The organism is Streptomyces sp. NTD107, from assembly GCF_059510435.1.
This window is the reverse complement of sequence record NZ_JCAJZV010000003.1, coordinates 249,983-266,030: the sequence shown is the minus strand read 5'-3', so window position 1 is coordinate 266,030 and position 16,048 is coordinate 249,983. Positions and strand designations below refer to the sequence as shown.

Here is a 16,048-nt window from a genome sequence, read left to right as displayed (position 1 = left end):
AGCGAGGGCACGGAGCAACGGTGCGGAACGGCACAGACAGCGAGAACCACCTCTTCGATCCGGCCACCCCCCTGCTGGTGCGGATGGCCGCCGTCCCCCGCGGCACCCGGCCGCGCCCGGAGCCCGGCGTGGCGCCCGACTCGGCGGACGGCATCCGGCAGGCCGCCGCCGACCCCCGGCTGCGCGAGGCGATCCGGATCGCCGGCGACAGCCTCGCCGACCGCCTCGACCAACTCGACGCCGGCACCGAGCCGAACGCCAAGCGCCTCGCCCGCGCCGCGCGCTCCGTCACCCGGTACGCGCTGCGCTGGGGCGACCGGCCCACCCCCTTCGGACTGTTCGCCGGCGTCACCACCGCCGAACTCGCGCCCACCAGCACGGTCGCCGTGCGCGGACCGGGTGCCAAGGCGCTCCGGCTCGACGGCGAGTGGCTGAGCGAGCGGGTCCTCGACTGGCTGGAATCGCCCGACGTCCGGCGCCGCGTCCAGGTCGTCGCCAACGACCTCGGCCGGGTACGCGACGGACGGCTGGTCCTCCCCCGGGCCGGCCGCGAACTCTCGGTCCGCGCCACCGCGCCCGTCCACTGGGCCCACACCACCCTCGCCCGGCCCACCCCCTACCACTGGCTGCTCGCCGAGGCCACCCAGCGGTTCCCCGCCGCCCCCGCCGAACGGATCGACGCCCTGTTCGGCCAGCTCATCCGGCACGGCTTCCTGCTCACCTCGATCACCCCCCAGCTCATCGACGAGGACCTCCTCGACCGGATCGCCACCGCCATCACCCCACTGCCCGACGCCGCCGCCGGCCTCCGCGAGCTGCGCGCCGGGCTCGCCGCGTACCGTACGGCGGCACCCGGCGAAGGCGCCGCCGCCTGGCGCCGGCTGCGCCAACTCACCGACCCCGAGGGCGCACTGGGCCGGCCGGCCGTCCAGGTCGACCTCGCCGTCGACGCCGACCTCACCCTGCCGCACGGCGTGGCCGAGGAGGCCCGGCGCTACGCCGAGGCCATGTGGACCATCTCCCGCGAGTGGGACACCCACGCCCATATGCGCGACTACCACCTCCGGTTCGTCGAGCGCTACGGCACCGACGCCGCCGTCCCGCTGGCCGAACTCATCGACCCGCACCGGGGCATCGGCCTGCCCGACTTCCCCGGCACTTCCACCCCGGCCGGCCCGCCCGACCCGGCGGCCCGCCGCGACCGGCGGATCCTGACCGCCGAACTGGTCCAGGCCGCGCTGCTCACCGAAGCCCGCGAACTCGCCCTCACCGACGCGGACATCACCGCACTCGCCACCCCCGGGGAGGCCGAGCCACCGCGCTCCCTCGAACTGTGCTTCCAGCTCGTCGCCGACAGCGGCGCCGCCCTCGACCACGGCGACTTCCGGCTCATCGGCACCCCCAACTCCGGCTCGTGGACGGCCGGCGCCATCGCCGGACGCTTCACCCACCTCACCGGCACCGCCGACCGCCTCGCCCGACTGGCCGCCGCCGGCGGGCCACCCGACGCCATCCCCGCCCAGGTCGAGTTCCGGCCGCACACCAGCCGGGCGCTCCACCTGATCCAGGTGCCCCCGCTGCTGCCGCACCGGATTCCGGTGGGGGTCTTCGCCGACCAGGGCGACCCCGGCACCCTCGACTGGCGCCGGCTGCTGGTCACCGCCACCCCGGACGGCCTGCGCCTGCTGCGCCCCGACGACGGGCGGCAGGTGATCCCGGTGGTGCCGCACATGCTCGCCCTGGACCGGGAGGCGCCACCCGTGGTGCGGCTGATGGCCGACATCGTCCACGGCCACTCCCGTACCTGGACCGGCTGGGACTGGGAAGGGCTTGAGGCCCTTCCCGTGCTGCCCCGGGTGACATACGGCCGGGTCACCGTCTCGCCCATGCGCTGGACCCCGGACCGCCGCATGCGCGACGCCGCCCGGCGGCCCGCCGAGTGGGACGCGGCGGTACGGGCCTGGCGGGACCGCTACCGGGTGCCGGACCGGGTCCAGGTGGTGCGCTGGGACCGCTCGTACGGCATCGACCTGGCCGACCCCTGGCACCGCTCGCTGCTGCGCGACGAACTCGCCGCCTCAGACGGCAGGCTGATCCTCACCGAGGACCCGACGGCCGACGGGCGGGGGCTGGGCTGGGCCGAGGGCCACAGCACCGAGATCGTCATCCCCCTGACCCGCCACACACCGGTGACGGCACCGGAGGCAACAGCGGCAACGGCACGACAGACGCCACCGGCGCCCCTCTCCCGGCCGGTGCGCCATCTGCCGGGCGAACACTGGCTGTTCGCCAAGCTCTACGCCGAACCCGCCACCCACGACGCCCTGCTGCGCACCGCCCTGCCCGCGCTGCTGTGGGACCTCACCGGCGACCTCGACCACTGGCACTTCCTGCGCTACGCCGACCCGGAGCCCCATCTGCGGCTGCGGCTGCACGGCGCCCCCGACACGCTGCGCGGCACGGTACTGCCGGAACTCACCCGGCACATAAGCCGGATGCTGGACGACGGCACCATCCGCACCATGGTCCTCGACATCTACCAGCCCGAGGTGGACCGCTACGGCGGCCCCGAACTGCTGCCGTACGCCGAGCGGATGTTCCACCTCGACAGCCGGTCGGCGCTCGCCCAACTCGACGGCCGCGGCCTGCCCGACGAGGTGCGGGCCGCCCACAACCACGCCGTCCTGCTGGAGTCGCTGGGCGAGTGGGACTGGTGCGGCTGGGTGGACCGGGTCTTCCCCAAGGGGCCCGACCACACCACCTTCCAGCAGCACAGGGCCGTCGCCCTTGACCTCATCCGGCCCGGCGGCACGACCGAAACCCTGGAGCGGCACACCCCGGCCGCCGCCCAACTGTGGGCCGGCGCCACCGACCCGCGTGCCCTGGGGGAACTGGTGCTGCCCAGGGCGGACCGGGACCGGATCCTGCTCTCGCTGCTGCACATGCAGCACAACCGGCTGCTGGGCATCGACCGGGACCGGGAGAACCGCGGTTACGCCATCCTGCGGGGCACCGCCCGCGCCCACCTCGGCCGGCTCCGTACCCGGAACGAGGTGCCCGCATGACCGGCAGGACCGCCCCACTCCACCGCGACCGCGCGCTCGCCGTCGCCGCCGAACTCCGCGACCGGCTCGCCGACCCGGACACCACGGCCGCCGACACCGGCATCCCGGGGGCCACGGCGGCGCCCGGTGGCGACCAACTCCCGCTGTGGGTCGATCTGTCGCTCTCCAGCGGCTATCCCGGCCTCGCCCTGCTCTTCAGCGGCTCCGAGGCCGGCGGCCGGTCCAACGCGGCCCGCGCCCACGGCTACCTCGCCCGGGGCATGGCCGCCGCGGCCGGTGCCGAACACGAGGCCACCGGCGTCTACCACGGGCCCGGCGCCCTCGCCTTCGCCACCCTGATCGCCCACCGCGCCACCGGCGGCTACCGCTCCGCGCTCACGCGGCTCGACGCCTACCAGCGCGACCTCGTCCGCACCCGGTACCCGGCCCTGGCGCACACCACCGACGCGCCGGTGCACACCAACGGCGAGTTCGAGACCGTACGCGGCATGACCGGCGTCGGCCGCCATCTGCTGGCCGCCCGCAGCCGGGACGACGATCCCGAACTCGCCGCCGTACTGCGCTATCTGGTGGCGATGAGCCACGGCACCGTCGACCACCGGGGCCATGCCGTACCGCGCTGGTGGACGGTGGCCGCGCCACTGCTGGGACAGGAGGCCGAACTCCCCGACGGGCACCTCAACCTGGGCCTCTCGCACGGCATCGCGGGCCCGCTCGCGCTGCTCGCCCTCGCCTGGCGGGCGGGCGTCACCGTGCCGGGGCAGCGGGCGGCGATCGAGCACATCATGGCCCTGCTCACGGACTGGGCCGTCCCGGACGGCGAGGACGGCGCCGGCCTGCACTGGCCGGGCTTCCTCACCCTGGACCAGTGGGCCCAAGGCCCGGGCGCCCGAACCCCGTTGCCCGGCCGGCCGTCCTGGTGCTACGGCTCCCCCGGCATCAGCCGCGCCGTCCAGCTCGCCGCGCTCGCCCTGGACCGGGCCGACTGGCACCGGCTCGCGCACCGCTCACTGCTGCCGCTGCTCGCCACGCCGCCCGCGACCTGGGGCAACGACGACGCGAGCGTGTGCCACGGCTGGGCGGGGCTGCTGCACATCGTCGGCCTGCTCAAGGCGGACCTCGACGACGACCGGCTGACCCGCCTCCACGACGAGCTGGCTGCCCTCACCCTCGCGCACTTCCGCCCCGAGACCCGCTTCGGCTACCGCTTCACCCTCACCGACGCCCCCCACGGGGCCGACCGCCCCGCCTTCCTGGAAGGCACCGCCGGCGTGGCCCTGTCCCTGGACACCTACGCGACGGGCGGCGGCCCCGCCGCCCTGGGCTGGGACATGTCCCTCCTGGTGACGTAGGTCCACCCGAACGAGGCCAGGCCAAGCGGGGCGCGGGCCGCGGGCCGCGCGAAGCGGGCGCGGGTAGCCGGACGCGGGTCGCGCGGAACCGCGCGGAACCGGGCACGGCCAGGCACAGGCACGCGAAGCCAGGCGCGGGTCGCACGAAGCCAAGCGCCCCACCGCCCTGGCTGAGACATGTCCCCCCGGCGACGCAGATCCACCCGCGAAACCGGGCCAAGTCAGGTGCGGGGCACGCGAAGCCAGGCACCCCGCAGCCCTGGGCCGGGGCATGTCCCACCCGGCGACATAGGTCCACCCGAACAAGGCCACGCGAAGCCGGACGCGCGGAACCGGACGCGGCCGGGCGAAGCCAGGCACGGACACGCGAAGGCAGGCGAGTCGGTGCGCGGCCAGGCGCGGGTCGCACGAAGCCGAGCGCCCCACCGCCCTGGCTGAGACATGTCGCTCCCGGCGACGTAGATCCCCCCGAACAAGGCCACGCGAAGCCGGACGCGGCGCGCGGAGCGGGGGCCGGCGCGGGGGCCGGGTGCTTCGTCCCGTGCCGTGACGTGCCGCCAGCCGCGAGGCCCGCCTGCCGCCAAAGCCCGCCCGAATCCCCCGGGTGGGCGGGCGGTTAGCCGGCCAGGTCCCAGCGGAGGGTGAAGTCCCGTACCTTCGGGTCGTGTTGGTACGGGTCCAGCCGCGTGCGGAAGTCTTCGAAGTAGGTGGCTCCCCGGCCCGAGCGCAGGGTCGACAGGGTGCTCACCGCCTGGTCCGCCGTCGCGCAGGCCGCCTCAAGCTCGCCCTCCTGCAAGTGGCCGGTGGCCAGCAGCACCAGCCCGATCGCCCGCCTGCGGGCCCTGCTCTCCGGGTGCGCGGCAAGCGCCGCCGTGGCCCGCTCCCGCAGCCTGGCGCCCTGCCCCAGGTCGCGATGGCAGTGGGCCAGTTCGTCCGCCAGATAGGCCGCGTCGAAGTGCCGGATCCACTGCGGTTCGGTCTCCGGTTCGGCGTCATCCGCGCGCTCCAGCGCGGCCTGCGCCGCGCTCGCCGCCCGCTCGCTGCCGATCGCGTCGCCCAACTGCGCGTACCCGCGCGCCTCCGCCGCCAGGAACATGGCCTCGGCGCGCGCCCCGCACCGCCCCCGGGTGCCCTCCTGCGCCGCCCGTGCCAGCTGGATCACCTCGCGCGGATTGCCCAGTTCGGCCGCCAGATGGCTCATCCCGGCCGCCAGCACGTACCCCCCGAAGCCCCGGTCCCCGGCCGCCTGGGACAGCCGCAGCGCCTGGATGTAGTACCGCTGGGCCAGCCCCGGCAGCCCGCTGTCCACCGCCATGTAGCCGGCCAGCTCCGTCAACCGGGCGGCGGCGGCGAAGAGTTCGCGGCCCACCGACTCCCGGTACGAGCCGGCCAGCAGCCCGGACACCACGCTGTTCAGATAGTGCACCACCACCGGGCGCACATGCCCGGCGCCCCACCGCCGGTCCAGCTCCACCAGGGCGGCCGTGGTGGCGGCCACCGCCGCCACGTCCGAACTGCCCACCCGTGGCCCGTTCGCCCGTGCCACCTCCGGGTCGGCCGGGGTGATCAGCCAGTCCCGGCTGGGCTCCACCAGCGCGGAGGGCGCGACATGCGCGCCCCCCGCCCCGTACGCGCCCCCCGGTCCCCCCGGGCCGCCGGAGCCGCCCGCGCCGACGCTCTCCCGGCGCGCCACGTCCGAGCGCCACAGCTCGGCCGCCTGCTCCACGCCCTCCGCCAGCCCGGTGGCGAAGTGCAGCCCGACCGCCGAGGCGAGTTGCCGGGCCGTCCCCATGCCGATCTCATCGACCGTCACCGTCCGCCCCAGCTTGCGCCCGATCGCCTCCGCGATGATGTCGGGTGCCCGGCCGCGCGGCTGCTGGCCCCTGATCCAGCGCGCCACCGACGTTTTGTCGTAGCGGAAATCGAGGCCGCGCTCGGCGGCGCACACGTTCACCCGGCGTGCCAACCCCGCGTTGGAGCACCCCGCTTCGCGGATCAGCGACAGCAGACGCTCATTCGGCTGCCGTGAATGGGGCAACCCTGGGGTCAGTCCGGGGGACACTGTTCTGGCAGTCATGACGTGGCTCCCTCACTGGCCTGCACCCTGCACCAGGGAAGATCAATGCCCGGCCCCCGCCGGGTCCATCCCGTACGCCCCCACTGATGCTCCGATGCGCCCCACATGCGGACGGCATCGACCACCCAGGGTTGCTGCCCGGTCACGGGGAGCCCGTTACCCCCCGTGGAGAAGGTAAGTTGTGATCAACGTGGAAGAAAAGATCAGCGTTACTTCAGCAGTTGGCGTTCCGCAGCAGCGTGGCGGCTCGATGCTCGATCACGCCGTCCAGTACGCGGACGAGCGGCACTGGGACGTCCTGCCGGGCACCTGGCTCGACTACACCGACGGGGTCACGCGCTGCTCGTGCGCCGTCCCCGCCTGTGATGCGCCGGGGGCGCACGCCACGCGCCCCAACTGGGTGGGCCATGCCACCGGCAGCGCCACCTCCGCCCGCCGCATGTGGGCGAAGGAGCCGCGCGCGTCCGTCCTGCTGCCCACCGGCCGCACCTTCGACATCGTCGAGGTGTCCGAGACGGCCGGCTGCCTGGCGCTGGCCCGCATGGAGCGGATGGGCACCGGCCTCGGGCCGGTGGCGAGCACCCCGCTGGGCCGGATGTACTTCTTCGTGCTGGCCGGCAACACCGCCAAGGTGCCCACCCTGGTGCGGCAGCACGGCTGGTCCCCGGAGGCGATCGACCTGATCCCGCACGGGGAGGGCAGCTACGTACCGGCGCCGCCGACCCGGATCGGCGCGCGCGGCTCGGTGCAGTGGGTACGCCGGCCCACCGAGGCCAACCGCTGGCTGCCGGACGTGGATGAACTGATGCCGCAGCTCGCCTACGCCTGCGGACAGGAGAGCAGGTCACGCCGGTAACGCCGGGGAGGGGCGGGTTCGTCCCGCCCCTTAGGGTGGGGTTCATGACAGACACGGGGAATGGGGAGGCCGCGGTCCGGGTCCGGGGGCTGTGGAAAAGCTTCGGGGAGCAGGTCGCGGTCTCCGGGATAGACCTGGACCTGCCCGCGGGGCGGTTCATCGGCCTGGTCGGCCCGAACGGGGCGGGCAAGACCACCACACTGTCCATGATCACCGGCCTGCTGCGGCCGGACGCGGGCACCGTGGAGATCGTGGGCCGCGATGTGTGGCGGGACCCGGTGGACGTGAAGTCCAGGATCGGAGTCCTGCCCGAGGGGCTGCGGCTGTTCGAGCGGCTGACGGGGCGCGAGCTGCTCGGCTATCTGGGCCGGCTGCGGGGCATCCCGGCCACCGAGGTGGAGCGGCGCGCCGACCAGCTCCTGAACGTCCTGGACCTGGCCGGCGCGCAGCACAAGCTGATCGTCGACTACTCCACGGGCATGCGGAAGAAGATCGGCCTTGCGGCGGCGCTGCTGCACAACCCGGAAGTGCTGTTCCTGGACGAGCCGTTCGAGGGCGTGGACCCGGTCTCGGCGCAGATCATCCGGGGCGTGCTGGAGCGGTACACCGCCTCGGGCGCCACGGTGATCTTCTCCAGCCATGTGATGGAGCTGGTGGAGTCGCTGTGCGACTGGGTCGCGGTGCTGGCCACCGGCCGGATCCGGGCGCACGGCCCGCTGACGGAGGTACGGGGCGAGGCCGAGTCGTTGCAGAGCGCGTTCCTCGAACTGGTGGGGGTACGGGCCGGGGACGGCGCGGACGACCGGCTCGACTGGCTGGGCGGGGACCGTAACCGATGAGTACGGCAACCGAGCGGCCGGCCGCTTCCGCCTCCGGTGCCGCCGGGACGGAGCCGCGCGGCACGTACGGCAACACCGCCGTGATCACCGCGACCTTCGTCCGGCTCAAGCTGTCCCTCATCCGCAACGGGCTGCGGCAGACCACGGGGCGCAAGGCGGGGTTCATCTCCTCCGCGATCACCGCCGCGGTCTTCGGCGGGTTCGGGCTGGCCGGGCTGCTGGCGCTGAGCGGCACCACCCATATCGCGGCGCTGAGCACCGTCCTGGTCGCGATCATCGCGCTGGCCTGGGCCTTTGTGCCGATGTTCCTGGGCGCGAGCGACGAGACCCTTGACCCGGGCCGGCTGGTGATGCTGCCGCTGCGACCGCGCTCGCTGCTGACGGCGCAGGTGGTGGCCTCGGTGGTGGGGGTCGGCCCGATCTTCACCGTCATGCTGGTGGCGGGCGCCGCGCTGGCCACGGCGCGCGGCGCGGTCGGTTACGCGGTGGCGGTGGCCGCGATCGTACTGATCCTGCTGACCTGCACCGTCGCGTCGCGGGCGGTCGCCACCGCCAACGCCCGGCTGCTGACCAGCCGCAGGGGCCGCGATCTGGCGATCCTGTCCGGTGTGGTGATCGCCCTGGGCATCCAGGGCGTCAATCTGCTGGTCCAGAAGCTGGCCGGGGACGGCGGCAGCGGGCCGCTGCACACCATGGCCGATGTGCTGCGCCTGCTGCCGCCGGCCAGCGCGATCGAGGCGGTACGGGCGGCCTCGGCCGGCTCGTACGGCGTGGCGGTGGCGGGGCTGGCCGGCACCGTGGCGGCCCTTGGGCTGCTGCTGTGGTGGTGGCTGCGGACGCTGACCGCCCTGATGACCTCGCCGGACGGCTCCACGATCATGGAAGCCGGTGAGGGTGGCGAGGAGCGGAAGGGCGGTGGCGCGGCGATGGCCGGGCTGGCCCGGCTGCTGCCGGCCGACCGCAGCGGGGCGGTGGCGCAGCGGTCGCTGCGCTACGCCTGGCGGGATCCGAAGGCCAAGATGAGCTGGGCGGTGGCGCTCGGCATGGGGGTGACGTTCCCGTTCATCTGGGCGGCCCAGGGCGGTGCCACGGTCTATCACGCGTGCTGGGGCGCGGCGCTGCTCGGGATGCAGATGTACAACCAGTTCGGGATGGACTACAGCGGTTTCTGGCTGGTGGCGCAGACCATCCACTCCAAGCGGGACGCCTATCTGGAGCTGCGCGGGCGGCTGCTGGCGATCGCGCTGATCGGGGTGCCGTTCACGCTGGTGGTGGTGCTGGTGTCGGCGGCGGTGCTGGACGACTGGGCCCGGATGCCGGACGCGCTGGGGCTTTCGCTGGCGCTGCTCGGCACGTTGCTTGGCGGTGGCGCGGTGTCCTCGGTGCGCTTCCCGTACTCGATCCCGGTGGACAACGCGATGCGCAATGTGGCCGCCGGGCAGTTGTCGATGGTCTGGTACGGGGTGATCGGCGGGGTGCTGGCGAGCGCGGTGCTGTGCGGGCCGCTGATCGGGCTGACGATCTGGCTGAACGTCTCGTCCGCGATGGCCGGGTGGACGTGGGTCGTGCTGCCGCTGGGCGCGGGGCACGGGGTGCTGATGGCCTGGGCCGGCCTGCGCTGGGCGGCACCGCGGGCGGCGGACCGGCTGCCGGAGATCCTGACGGCGGTCAGCAAGGCGTGAGGCGGGAGGGCGGCGGGCGCGGCGGCATCCGTCGTGCGTCGGGGGCCGCCGCCGGCCGGCTCAGAATGGCTCAGAAGGTGCCGCCCCCGGTGCGGTTGCGCATGCTGTCGGGATCGAGGATGCGGCGGGCCGACGGCTCCTTGATCTCGACGGGGGTGTTGAAGTCGCTCATCGAGAACCCCGTGGACTTGCCGTTCTCCGTTTCGCCCGCGTACATCAGGTAGGGCTCGCCCACGGTGGCGATCAGCATGGTGGCCTTCGTGGTCCGGCCGGGAGTGGGCGCTTCTTCCAGGGTGATCACGGGAACCCCCAGGTGGGTGGTCCGCTCACCCTTGACGACCTCGTCAGGTTTGATGTTCTCCGCTCCCGTGGCGTCGCTGATCATGTCCGCGAATTCACAGATCTCGGACATCTTGCCGAATTCCGGATCGTCGACGGTGCCGTGAAGGTACATGCCCTCGACCTGGGCCGCCTGTGCGCCGGTGGCGCCGGCGTACTGCCAGAAATCCGCGTCCGGCCCGTACCACACCTCCTCGCCACGCCTGAGGAGTTCGAGAGACCCTTGACCCTCCAAGGCAACGGTGCCCGCGCAGTTCCCCGCGATGTCCATCAGTAGGTCGATCTCCATCAGACCACGAGCCTCGTCGATGGTGCCGGACAGTCGCATCGATTCCACTCCTTCCATCGCGTACGCCGTGCGGACGAAGATCTCATCGGCCGGCAGGTCGGCAACGCCGTTGCCGAGGACCGAGGGCCAGTCCTGGTCGGAGCCGGAGCCACACCCCGTGAGCACCAGCGCCCCAGCCATCGCCGCCGCAACCGGCAGGACCGCCTTGCGCTTACCGCTTCTCATCCGCCAACCCCCAATTGTGTTCACATAATTTGCTTGTGTACACGGATGGGACGCAGCGGTCAGACGTACAGTTCCCCGAAGAGGTCGAAGAGTACGTCCTCCGGCCCGTACACGAGATGCTCCGGCGGTGCCTGGACGTCCACCGGGACATTGAAATCGCTGTACGACGCCTCGACGAGGCCCTCACTGTCCGAGTCGAAGAGCACATGGCGCAGATAGGGCTCGCCCTCGGTCGCCACCAGGGCGGTCATCGACGCGTCGGCGCCCTGGGCCTCGATGGTAATGACCTCGACCCCCTCATGGGTGGTCAGTTCTCCCCTCTCCAGCCGCGCGCCGCCCAGGTCCCCGAGGTCCGCCATGTCCTCGATGGTGAAGAGGTCGTTTTCCTGACAGACCGTCAGAATTTCCTCGGCGCCGGGTTCATCCGCCGTCACATGCCAGTACTTGCCCTCGATCTGCCGGATCAGCAGCCGGCTGTCCGGGTCGTCGCCGATCGCGCTCTCCAGGTACGCGGTGTCGAAGGTGATCCAGCCCTCCCCCTCGGCGATGATCATCTCCGTGCTGCCGTAGCCCGGCTCGTCTATCCCGATCACACAACGCCCGGCACGGTCGACGTGGACATCCATTTCGAGCAGGCCGTCCTCGTCGTCCAGGACCATGGATATCCGTACGGTCTCCAGCTCGGCGAGCGTCTCCACCCCGAGGCGGTAGATCTCCTCGGCCGGCCGGTCCACCAGCGGGAGGTCGTCCCGCTCCGGCTCGTCCTCGGCCGCCTCCTGGTCCGCCTCCGACCGCATCACCGTGTCGTCCGCCGGGCGGTCCTCGCGGGCCTGCGCCTTGAAAAGCGGGGTCTGCGCGCACCCCGTCAGCAGCACCCCCGCCACCGACGCCGCGAGTGCGGCGTGCCAACTGCCCTGCTTCATGTGCCCCCCACATGTCCCACATCATCGAAAAGAGATTCGGAAAGTCTAGTGTTCGACTTCAGGATCCATCGTTCGAGTGACGCACGAGCGGGCTTGGCCGGTCAGCGCACCGGGGAGACACAGAGCGTAAGAAACGACCCTGAGAGCTCGGGGCTCCGGGTCGTCACGGGGGGGGTGTGGGTGATGGGCCGCCCGCCGGGGCGGGCGGCCCATCCGCCTCGCACCTCCCGCTCCGGATCAGGCGCGGCCGGCCGGGGCCACGAACACATGCATGGCCACCTCCGCCGACAGTTCGGCGGCCTCGCCGCCGCTGCCGACCTGCACCCCACCGCCCGCGCCCGGGGTCACACTGACCGACGCGCCCGGCTGCACCCCGGCCCGGCGCAGCGTGTGCATCACACCGGTGTCCGTCTGGATCGGCTCCCCGATCCGCCGGACGATCACCGTCTTGCCGCCGTTCGTCTCCATGTCGGTGAGCGCCACCAGCCCGCTGCCGAGGAACGCGTCCGGCTCGCTCACCTTCTCCCCCAGCTCGGCCAGCGCCGGGATCGGATTGCCGTACGGCGACTCCGTCGGGTGGTTCAGCAGCTCCAGCACACGGCGCTCGACCGCGTCACTCATCACGTGCTCCCAGCGGCACGCCTCCGCGTGCACCTGCTCCCACTCCAGGCCGATCACATCGACCAGCAGACACTCGGCGATGCGGTGCTTGCGCATGACCCGCTCGGCGAGCAGCCGCCCCTCCCCGGTCAGCTCCAGATGGCGGTCGCTGGCCACGGACAGCAGGCCGTCCCGCTCCATCCGGGCGACGGTCTGGCTGACGGTCGGGCCGCTCTGCTCCAGTCGCTCGGCGATACGGGCACGCATCGGGACCACGTTCTCTTCCTCCAGCTCCAAAATGGTGCGGAGGTACATCTCGGTGGTGTCGATGAGTCCGGACATAAGTGCCCCTCGATAGCTCGTGCGGTGGCCCTGCAACCAATTCTGACGTATGGCGCCGACAATCGAGCCCGCTGCGCGTTACCGCAGCCCTACAAGACCGCTGCCGCCGTATTGACACGGGCGTGCACATGACCTCACCGTGACGCGTGACCGGCACCCACCCGTAAATGTACATCGTACGCATACGCGGTACCGGCCTCTTCCGGCCACGGAAAATCGCACCCACGAGGGGACAGCGCAGATGAGCCAGCAGCAGGCAGGGCGGCAGGACGCACAGGATGCCGAGATAGCCGGAAGCGGCGGGAACGGCGGGAACGGCGGGAACGGCAGCGGCAACAGCGGCCCCACACTCGGTGACCAGTACTTCGAAGCCGCCGTCCGGCTGCTGCGCCGCGTCCAGGACGAGGAACGCGCCGCCATCGGGCGGGCCGGCGAGCTGATCGCCGACACCATCACGGCCGGCGGGAAACTCTTCGCGTACGGCGCCGGGCACTCCGCGCTGCCCGCCCAGGACATCGTCTACCGCGCGGGCGGCCTGGCCCTGGTCAATCTGCTCGCCGTCCCCGGTACGACCGGAGTCAACGTGAACCCGGCGCTGCTCGGCAGCGCCCTGGAGCGGGTCAGCGGCCTCGCCCAGGCCACCCTGGACGCGAGCCCGGCGCACGCCGGCGATCTGCTGATCGTCGTCTCGCTCTCCGGCCGCAACAGCCTGCCGGTGGAGATGGCCGCCCACGCCAGAACCCGCGGACTGCGGGTCATCGGCGTCACCTCGCTCGCGTACACCGAGCACACCGAGCCCCGGCACCCGTCCGGCACCTTCCTCAAGGACCACTGCGACCTGGTCCTGGACAGCAAGATCCCGGTCGGCGACGCCGAGCTGACCAGCCACCGCATCGGCGCCCCCTTCGCGCCGGCGTCGACCGTCGTGGTGTCCGCGCTGCTCCAGGCCGTGATGGCGGACACCGCCGGGAAGCTCACCGAGCAGGGCATCGAGCCGCCGCTGCTGCGCTCGGCCAATGTGGACGGCGGGCAGGAGTGGAACGAGTCGGTGTTCGCCACGCACGCCGACCGCATCCTGTGGCGCCGCTGAGCGGGCACCCATCGGCAGCCGGGGCGCCGATAAAAAACATTTGCCGCCGCCGGGAGCCGGTATTACCTTCGCAGGTACACAGAAGGGAGGTGGTTCGGCAGATGTATCAGATCCGGACGCGTGAGGTGACTGCGGCCTAGGGCCGTTGTCCCACGGAAACGTGGCGCCGGCACCATGTCGGCCAATCCCAAGCAGTCACCCGACCCGCGAGCCGCCGGTAACCGTCCGGCCGGCTCCCCGAGACGCCCCGAGCGGCGCCGAGGGGACCCAGGCTCGCGGGTCGTTCCGCGTCTCCGGACGATTGCGTACGGTTACGGGCAGAGCCGTTCGATACTCCAGCCGGCCCCCGCGCGTACGTAGCGCAGCCGGTCGTGCAGCCGGTTCTCCCGTCCTTGCCAGAACTCCACGGTCTCCGGCACCACCCGGTACCCGCCCCACTGCGGCGGCGCCGGCACATCCGCACCCTCCGGATAGCGCTCGGCCAGCCCCGCGTACAGCTGATCCAGCTCGGCCCGCGAGGCCACCTTCGAGGACTGCTCACTCGCCCACGCCCCCAGCTGCGAGCCGTGCGGGCGGGTCCGGAAGTACGCGACGGTCTCGTCCCGCGCGGTGCGCTCGGCCAGGCCGTTGATGATGACCTGCCGGGCGATGCCGTGCCAGGGGAAGAGCAGCGAGACCCGCGGGTTCGCCTCGATCTCGCGGCCCTTGCGGGAGCCGTAGTTGGTGAAGAAGACAAAGCCGCGTTCGTCGAACTTCTTCAGCAGGACGGTACGGGAGCTGGGCCACCCCGCCGGGTCGGCGGTGGACAGGATCATGGCGTTCGGCTCGTGCAACCCGCTCTCGGCGGCCTGCCCGAACCACGCGAGGAACTGCGCGAACGGGTCGGCGGCGCTGTCCTTCTCCTCAAGCCCGGCCGCCCGGTACCGGGCCCGCATGGCGGCGGGGTCGAGCGGGGTGACGTCATCAGCATGGGACACCCGCCATATATTGCAGCATCCCACCGACACCCGTGTCCTGCTCCGGCGTATCGCGCCGGGGGCGCGCTCCGGGAGCATCGCCGCTGACAGCGGCAGCGGACGGACCCCTGTAGCGTACAAACGCATGAGCGAACAGCAATCGGAGAACGTATCCGGCCTCGTACGGGCCTGGGTCGCCGGGTACGGGCTCTCCCGGGGGGTGCCGCCGGCGGTGGAGGAGCCGTGGGGGCTGCGGCTGGATGTCGGGCTGCCGCATCAGCTGGCGCGGCATGTGCTGCCGGACGCCGACGAGGTCACGGTCCGCAAGGCGGCCGGGCACATCGAGGACGCCGGACAGCCGTGCGTCTGGCTGAAGACCTGCCTGCCGGACGACACGGTGGCAGGCTGGCTGGGCGCGGGGTGGACCAGCAACAGCCCGGGGATTCTGATGAGCGTGAGTCTGGGGGCGGATGAGGCGGGCGGCACCCGCACGCCCCTCGTACCGGCCGGGTACGCGCTGGTCAGCGGGACGCAGCGCGGGGTGACCGAGGTGCGGATCGTCACCCAGGACGGCACGGTCGCGGCACACGGCCAGGTCGCGCTGGGGCGGGGCGACACGATCGCCGTGGTGGACAAGATCGAGACCGACCCGGACCACCGGCGCCGCGGCCTGGGCTCGGTGGTGGTCCGCACCCTGACCGCCACGGCCGCGGCGGCCGGGGCCACCGGGGCCGTGCTGAGCGCGAGTGCCGAGGGCCGGGCGCTGTACGAGGCGCTGGGCTGGCGCGCCCGGGCACCGTTCACCAGCTTCATCCACCGCGCGCTGTAGCCGCCCCCGGGCGGGGTTCACGGCGGTGCTTGTCACGTCACGTCATGTCATGTCATGTCACGGGGCGAGCACCTCCGTGTTCTGGCAGGCGACCAGGCGCCATCGCCCGTCCTCCTTGGCCATCACGTAGAGCGGGCTCCCCGGGTTCCCCATCGGCTCCCGGGCCGGCGTCCAGTACTGGGCGCGCGCCTTGACCGCAGCGACGTCGGGGCGGATGAACAGCACGTCCGTCACCTCGTACGTGACGGTGGAGTCCTTCATCGCGCCGGGCAGCACCTGGTGGGTGAAGGCCGAGATCTCGTCGCGGCCGGCCAGGTACTTGCCGTGGCCCGTGGTCCAGATCGCGTCGGCCCGGAACAGGCCGACGAACTCCTCGGGCAACTCGTTCCGCTGGGAGTGTTCAAGCGTGGCGATCACCCGCTTGATCGCTTCGATGTCTGTCGCTTCGATGTCTGTCGCTTCCCTGCCCGTCTTTGCCATGTCGATCATCATGGAACTTCAACCAAACGTGAGGTCAAGGCCCGGCCTGTCGGCCGTGGACGAGACGAAAGTGACCCGGGACCGTACCTTCGGCCACTGCCGCC

Annotated in this window: 13 protein-coding genes; 7 read left to right on the top strand and 6 right to left on the bottom strand. The window is 72.5% G+C overall.

From position 1 onward, the window contains the following. Positions 1–20: 20 nt before the first annotated feature. Both AC5WRL_RS08825 and AC5WRL_RS08820 read left to right on the top strand, forming a co-directional pair. Positions 21–3,065: a lantibiotic dehydratase gene (locus tag AC5WRL_RS08825; protein WP_496087800.1), complete on the top strand. Its 3,045-nt coding sequence runs from the start codon at positions 21–23 to the stop codon at positions 3,063–3,065. Beyond that, positions 3,062–4,417, top strand: coding sequence for a lanthionine synthetase C family protein (locus AC5WRL_RS08820; RefSeq protein WP_496087799.1), 1,356 nt, complete (start codon positions 3,062–3,064; stop codon positions 4,415–4,417). The genes AC5WRL_RS08825 and AC5WRL_RS08820 overlap by 4 nt, the downstream gene beginning before the upstream one ends. A 616-nt stretch (positions 4,418–5,033) precedes the next feature. On the opposite strand, the gene AC5WRL_RS08815 is transcribed toward AC5WRL_RS08820, so the two are convergent. Beyond that, positions 5,034–6,494, bottom strand: a complete 1,461-nt coding sequence (locus AC5WRL_RS08815; RefSeq protein WP_496087798.1) for an NsdA family TPR-like regulatory protein — start codon at positions 6,492–6,494, stop codon at positions 5,034–5,036. A gap of 181 nt (positions 6,495–6,675) precedes the next feature. On the opposite strand from AC5WRL_RS08815, the gene AC5WRL_RS08810 reads away from it, so the two are divergent. Genes AC5WRL_RS08810 through AC5WRL_RS08800 form a run of 3 tightly spaced genes read left to right on the top strand, consistent with a single transcriptional unit; the run spans position 6,676 to position 9,871 of the window. Beyond that, positions 6,676–7,350, top strand: coding sequence for a bifunctional DNA primase/polymerase (locus AC5WRL_RS08810; protein WP_496087797.1), 675 nt, complete (start codon positions 6,676–6,678; stop codon positions 7,348–7,350). Between the two features lie 44 nt (positions 7,351–7,394). After that, entirely contained in the window at positions 7,395–8,189 is a 795-nt protein-coding gene (locus AC5WRL_RS08805) for an ABC transporter ATP-binding protein (RefSeq protein ID WP_496087796.1), read from the top strand. Continuing rightward, on the top strand, positions 8,186–9,871 hold the full coding sequence (locus AC5WRL_RS08800) for a transporter (protein WP_496087795.1): 1,686 nt from the start codon (positions 8,186–8,188) through the stop codon (positions 9,869–9,871). The genes AC5WRL_RS08805 and AC5WRL_RS08800 overlap by 4 nt, the downstream gene beginning before the upstream one ends. Before the next feature lie 70 nt (positions 9,872–9,941). Here the strand turns inward: AC5WRL_RS08800 and AC5WRL_RS08795 are convergent, their stop codons facing one another. The 3 genes from AC5WRL_RS08795 to AC5WRL_RS08785 form a co-directional block, all read right to left on the bottom strand. Then, complete coding sequence (locus AC5WRL_RS08795; RefSeq protein WP_496087794.1) at positions 9,942–10,724, bottom strand: hypothetical protein; 783 nt, start codon at positions 10,722–10,724, stop codon at positions 9,942–9,944. 59 nt (positions 10,725–10,783) lie between these two features. Further along, a complete protein-coding gene (locus AC5WRL_RS08790; RefSeq protein WP_496087793.1) occupies positions 10,784–11,647 on the bottom strand; it encodes a hypothetical protein in 864 nt (287 codons plus the stop codon). A 237-nt stretch (positions 11,648–11,884) separates the two neighbouring features. Continuing rightward, positions 11,885–12,589, bottom strand: coding sequence for an iron-dependent transcriptional repressor DtxR (locus AC5WRL_RS08785; protein WP_496087792.1), 705 nt, complete (start codon positions 12,587–12,589; stop codon positions 11,885–11,887). A 241-nt stretch (positions 12,590–12,830) separates the two neighbouring features. Here AC5WRL_RS08785 and AC5WRL_RS08780 point away from each other — a divergent pair, with 241 nt between their 5' ends. Next, a complete protein-coding gene (locus AC5WRL_RS08780; RefSeq protein ID WP_496087791.1) occupies positions 12,831–13,679 on the top strand; it encodes an SIS domain-containing protein in 849 nt (282 codons plus the stop codon). A gap of 311 nt (positions 13,680–13,990) precedes the next feature. Here AC5WRL_RS08780 and pdxH read toward each other — a convergent pair whose 3' ends face one another. Next, complete coding sequence (pdxH, locus tag AC5WRL_RS08775; protein WP_496088001.1) at positions 13,991–14,614, bottom strand: pyridoxamine 5'-phosphate oxidase; 624 nt, start codon at positions 14,612–14,614, stop codon at positions 13,991–13,993. A 166-nt stretch (positions 14,615–14,780) separates the two neighbouring features. Between pdxH and AC5WRL_RS08770 the strand changes: the two genes are divergently transcribed. Next, on the top strand, positions 14,781–15,464 hold the full coding sequence (locus AC5WRL_RS08770) for a GNAT family N-acetyltransferase (protein WP_496087790.1): 684 nt from the start codon (positions 14,781–14,783) through the stop codon (positions 15,462–15,464). Positions 15,465–15,521: 57 nt separating this feature from the next. Here AC5WRL_RS08770 and AC5WRL_RS08765 read toward each other — a convergent pair whose 3' ends face one another. Continuing rightward, positions 15,522–15,956: an SgcJ/EcaC family oxidoreductase gene (locus tag AC5WRL_RS08765; RefSeq protein ID WP_496087789.1), complete on the bottom strand. Its 435-nt coding sequence runs from the start codon at positions 15,954–15,956 to the stop codon at positions 15,522–15,524. Between the last annotated feature and the right edge of the window lie 92 nt (positions 15,957–16,048).

What these genes read in the sequence shown, in the direction of transcription:
- AC5WRL_RS08820 (WP_496087799.1), top strand. Translation starts at nt 3,062, where the DNA reads ATGACCGGCAGGACCGCCCCACTCCACCGCGACCGCGCGCTCGCCGTC.
- AC5WRL_RS08815 (WP_496087798.1), bottom strand. Translation starts at nt 6,494, where the DNA reads ATGACTGCCAGAACAGTGTCCCCCGGACTGACCCCAGGGTTGCCCCAT.
- AC5WRL_RS08805 (WP_496087796.1), top strand. Translation starts at nt 7,395, where the DNA reads ATGACAGACACGGGGAATGGGGAGGCCGCGGTCCGGGTCCGGGGGCTG.
- AC5WRL_RS08800 (WP_496087795.1), top strand. Translation starts at nt 8,186, where the DNA reads ATGAGTACGGCAACCGAGCGGCCGGCCGCTTCCGCCTCCGGTGCCGCC.
- AC5WRL_RS08795 (WP_496087794.1), bottom strand. Translation starts at nt 10,724, where the DNA reads ATGAGAAGCGGTAAGCGCAAGGCGGTCCTGCCGGTTGCGGCGGCGATG.
- AC5WRL_RS08790 (WP_496087793.1), bottom strand. Translation starts at nt 11,647, where the DNA reads ATGAAGCAGGGCAGTTGGCACGCCGCACTCGCGGCGTCGGTGGCGGGG.
- AC5WRL_RS08785 (WP_496087792.1), bottom strand. Translation starts at nt 12,589, where the DNA reads ATGTCCGGACTCATCGACACCACCGAGATGTACCTCCGCACCATTTTG.
- AC5WRL_RS08780 (WP_496087791.1), top strand. Translation starts at nt 12,831, where the DNA reads ATGAGCCAGCAGCAGGCAGGGCGGCAGGACGCACAGGATGCCGAGATA.
- pdxH (WP_496088001.1), bottom strand. Translation starts at nt 14,614, where the DNA reads ATGCGGGCCCGGTACCGGGCGGCCGGGCTTGAGGAGAAGGACAGCGCC.
- AC5WRL_RS08770 (WP_496087790.1), top strand. Translation starts at nt 14,781, where the DNA reads ATGAGCGAACAGCAATCGGAGAACGTATCCGGCCTCGTACGGGCCTGG.
- AC5WRL_RS08765 (WP_496087789.1), bottom strand. Translation starts at nt 15,956, where the DNA reads ATGATGATCGACATGGCAAAGACGGGCAGGGAAGCGACAGACATCGAA.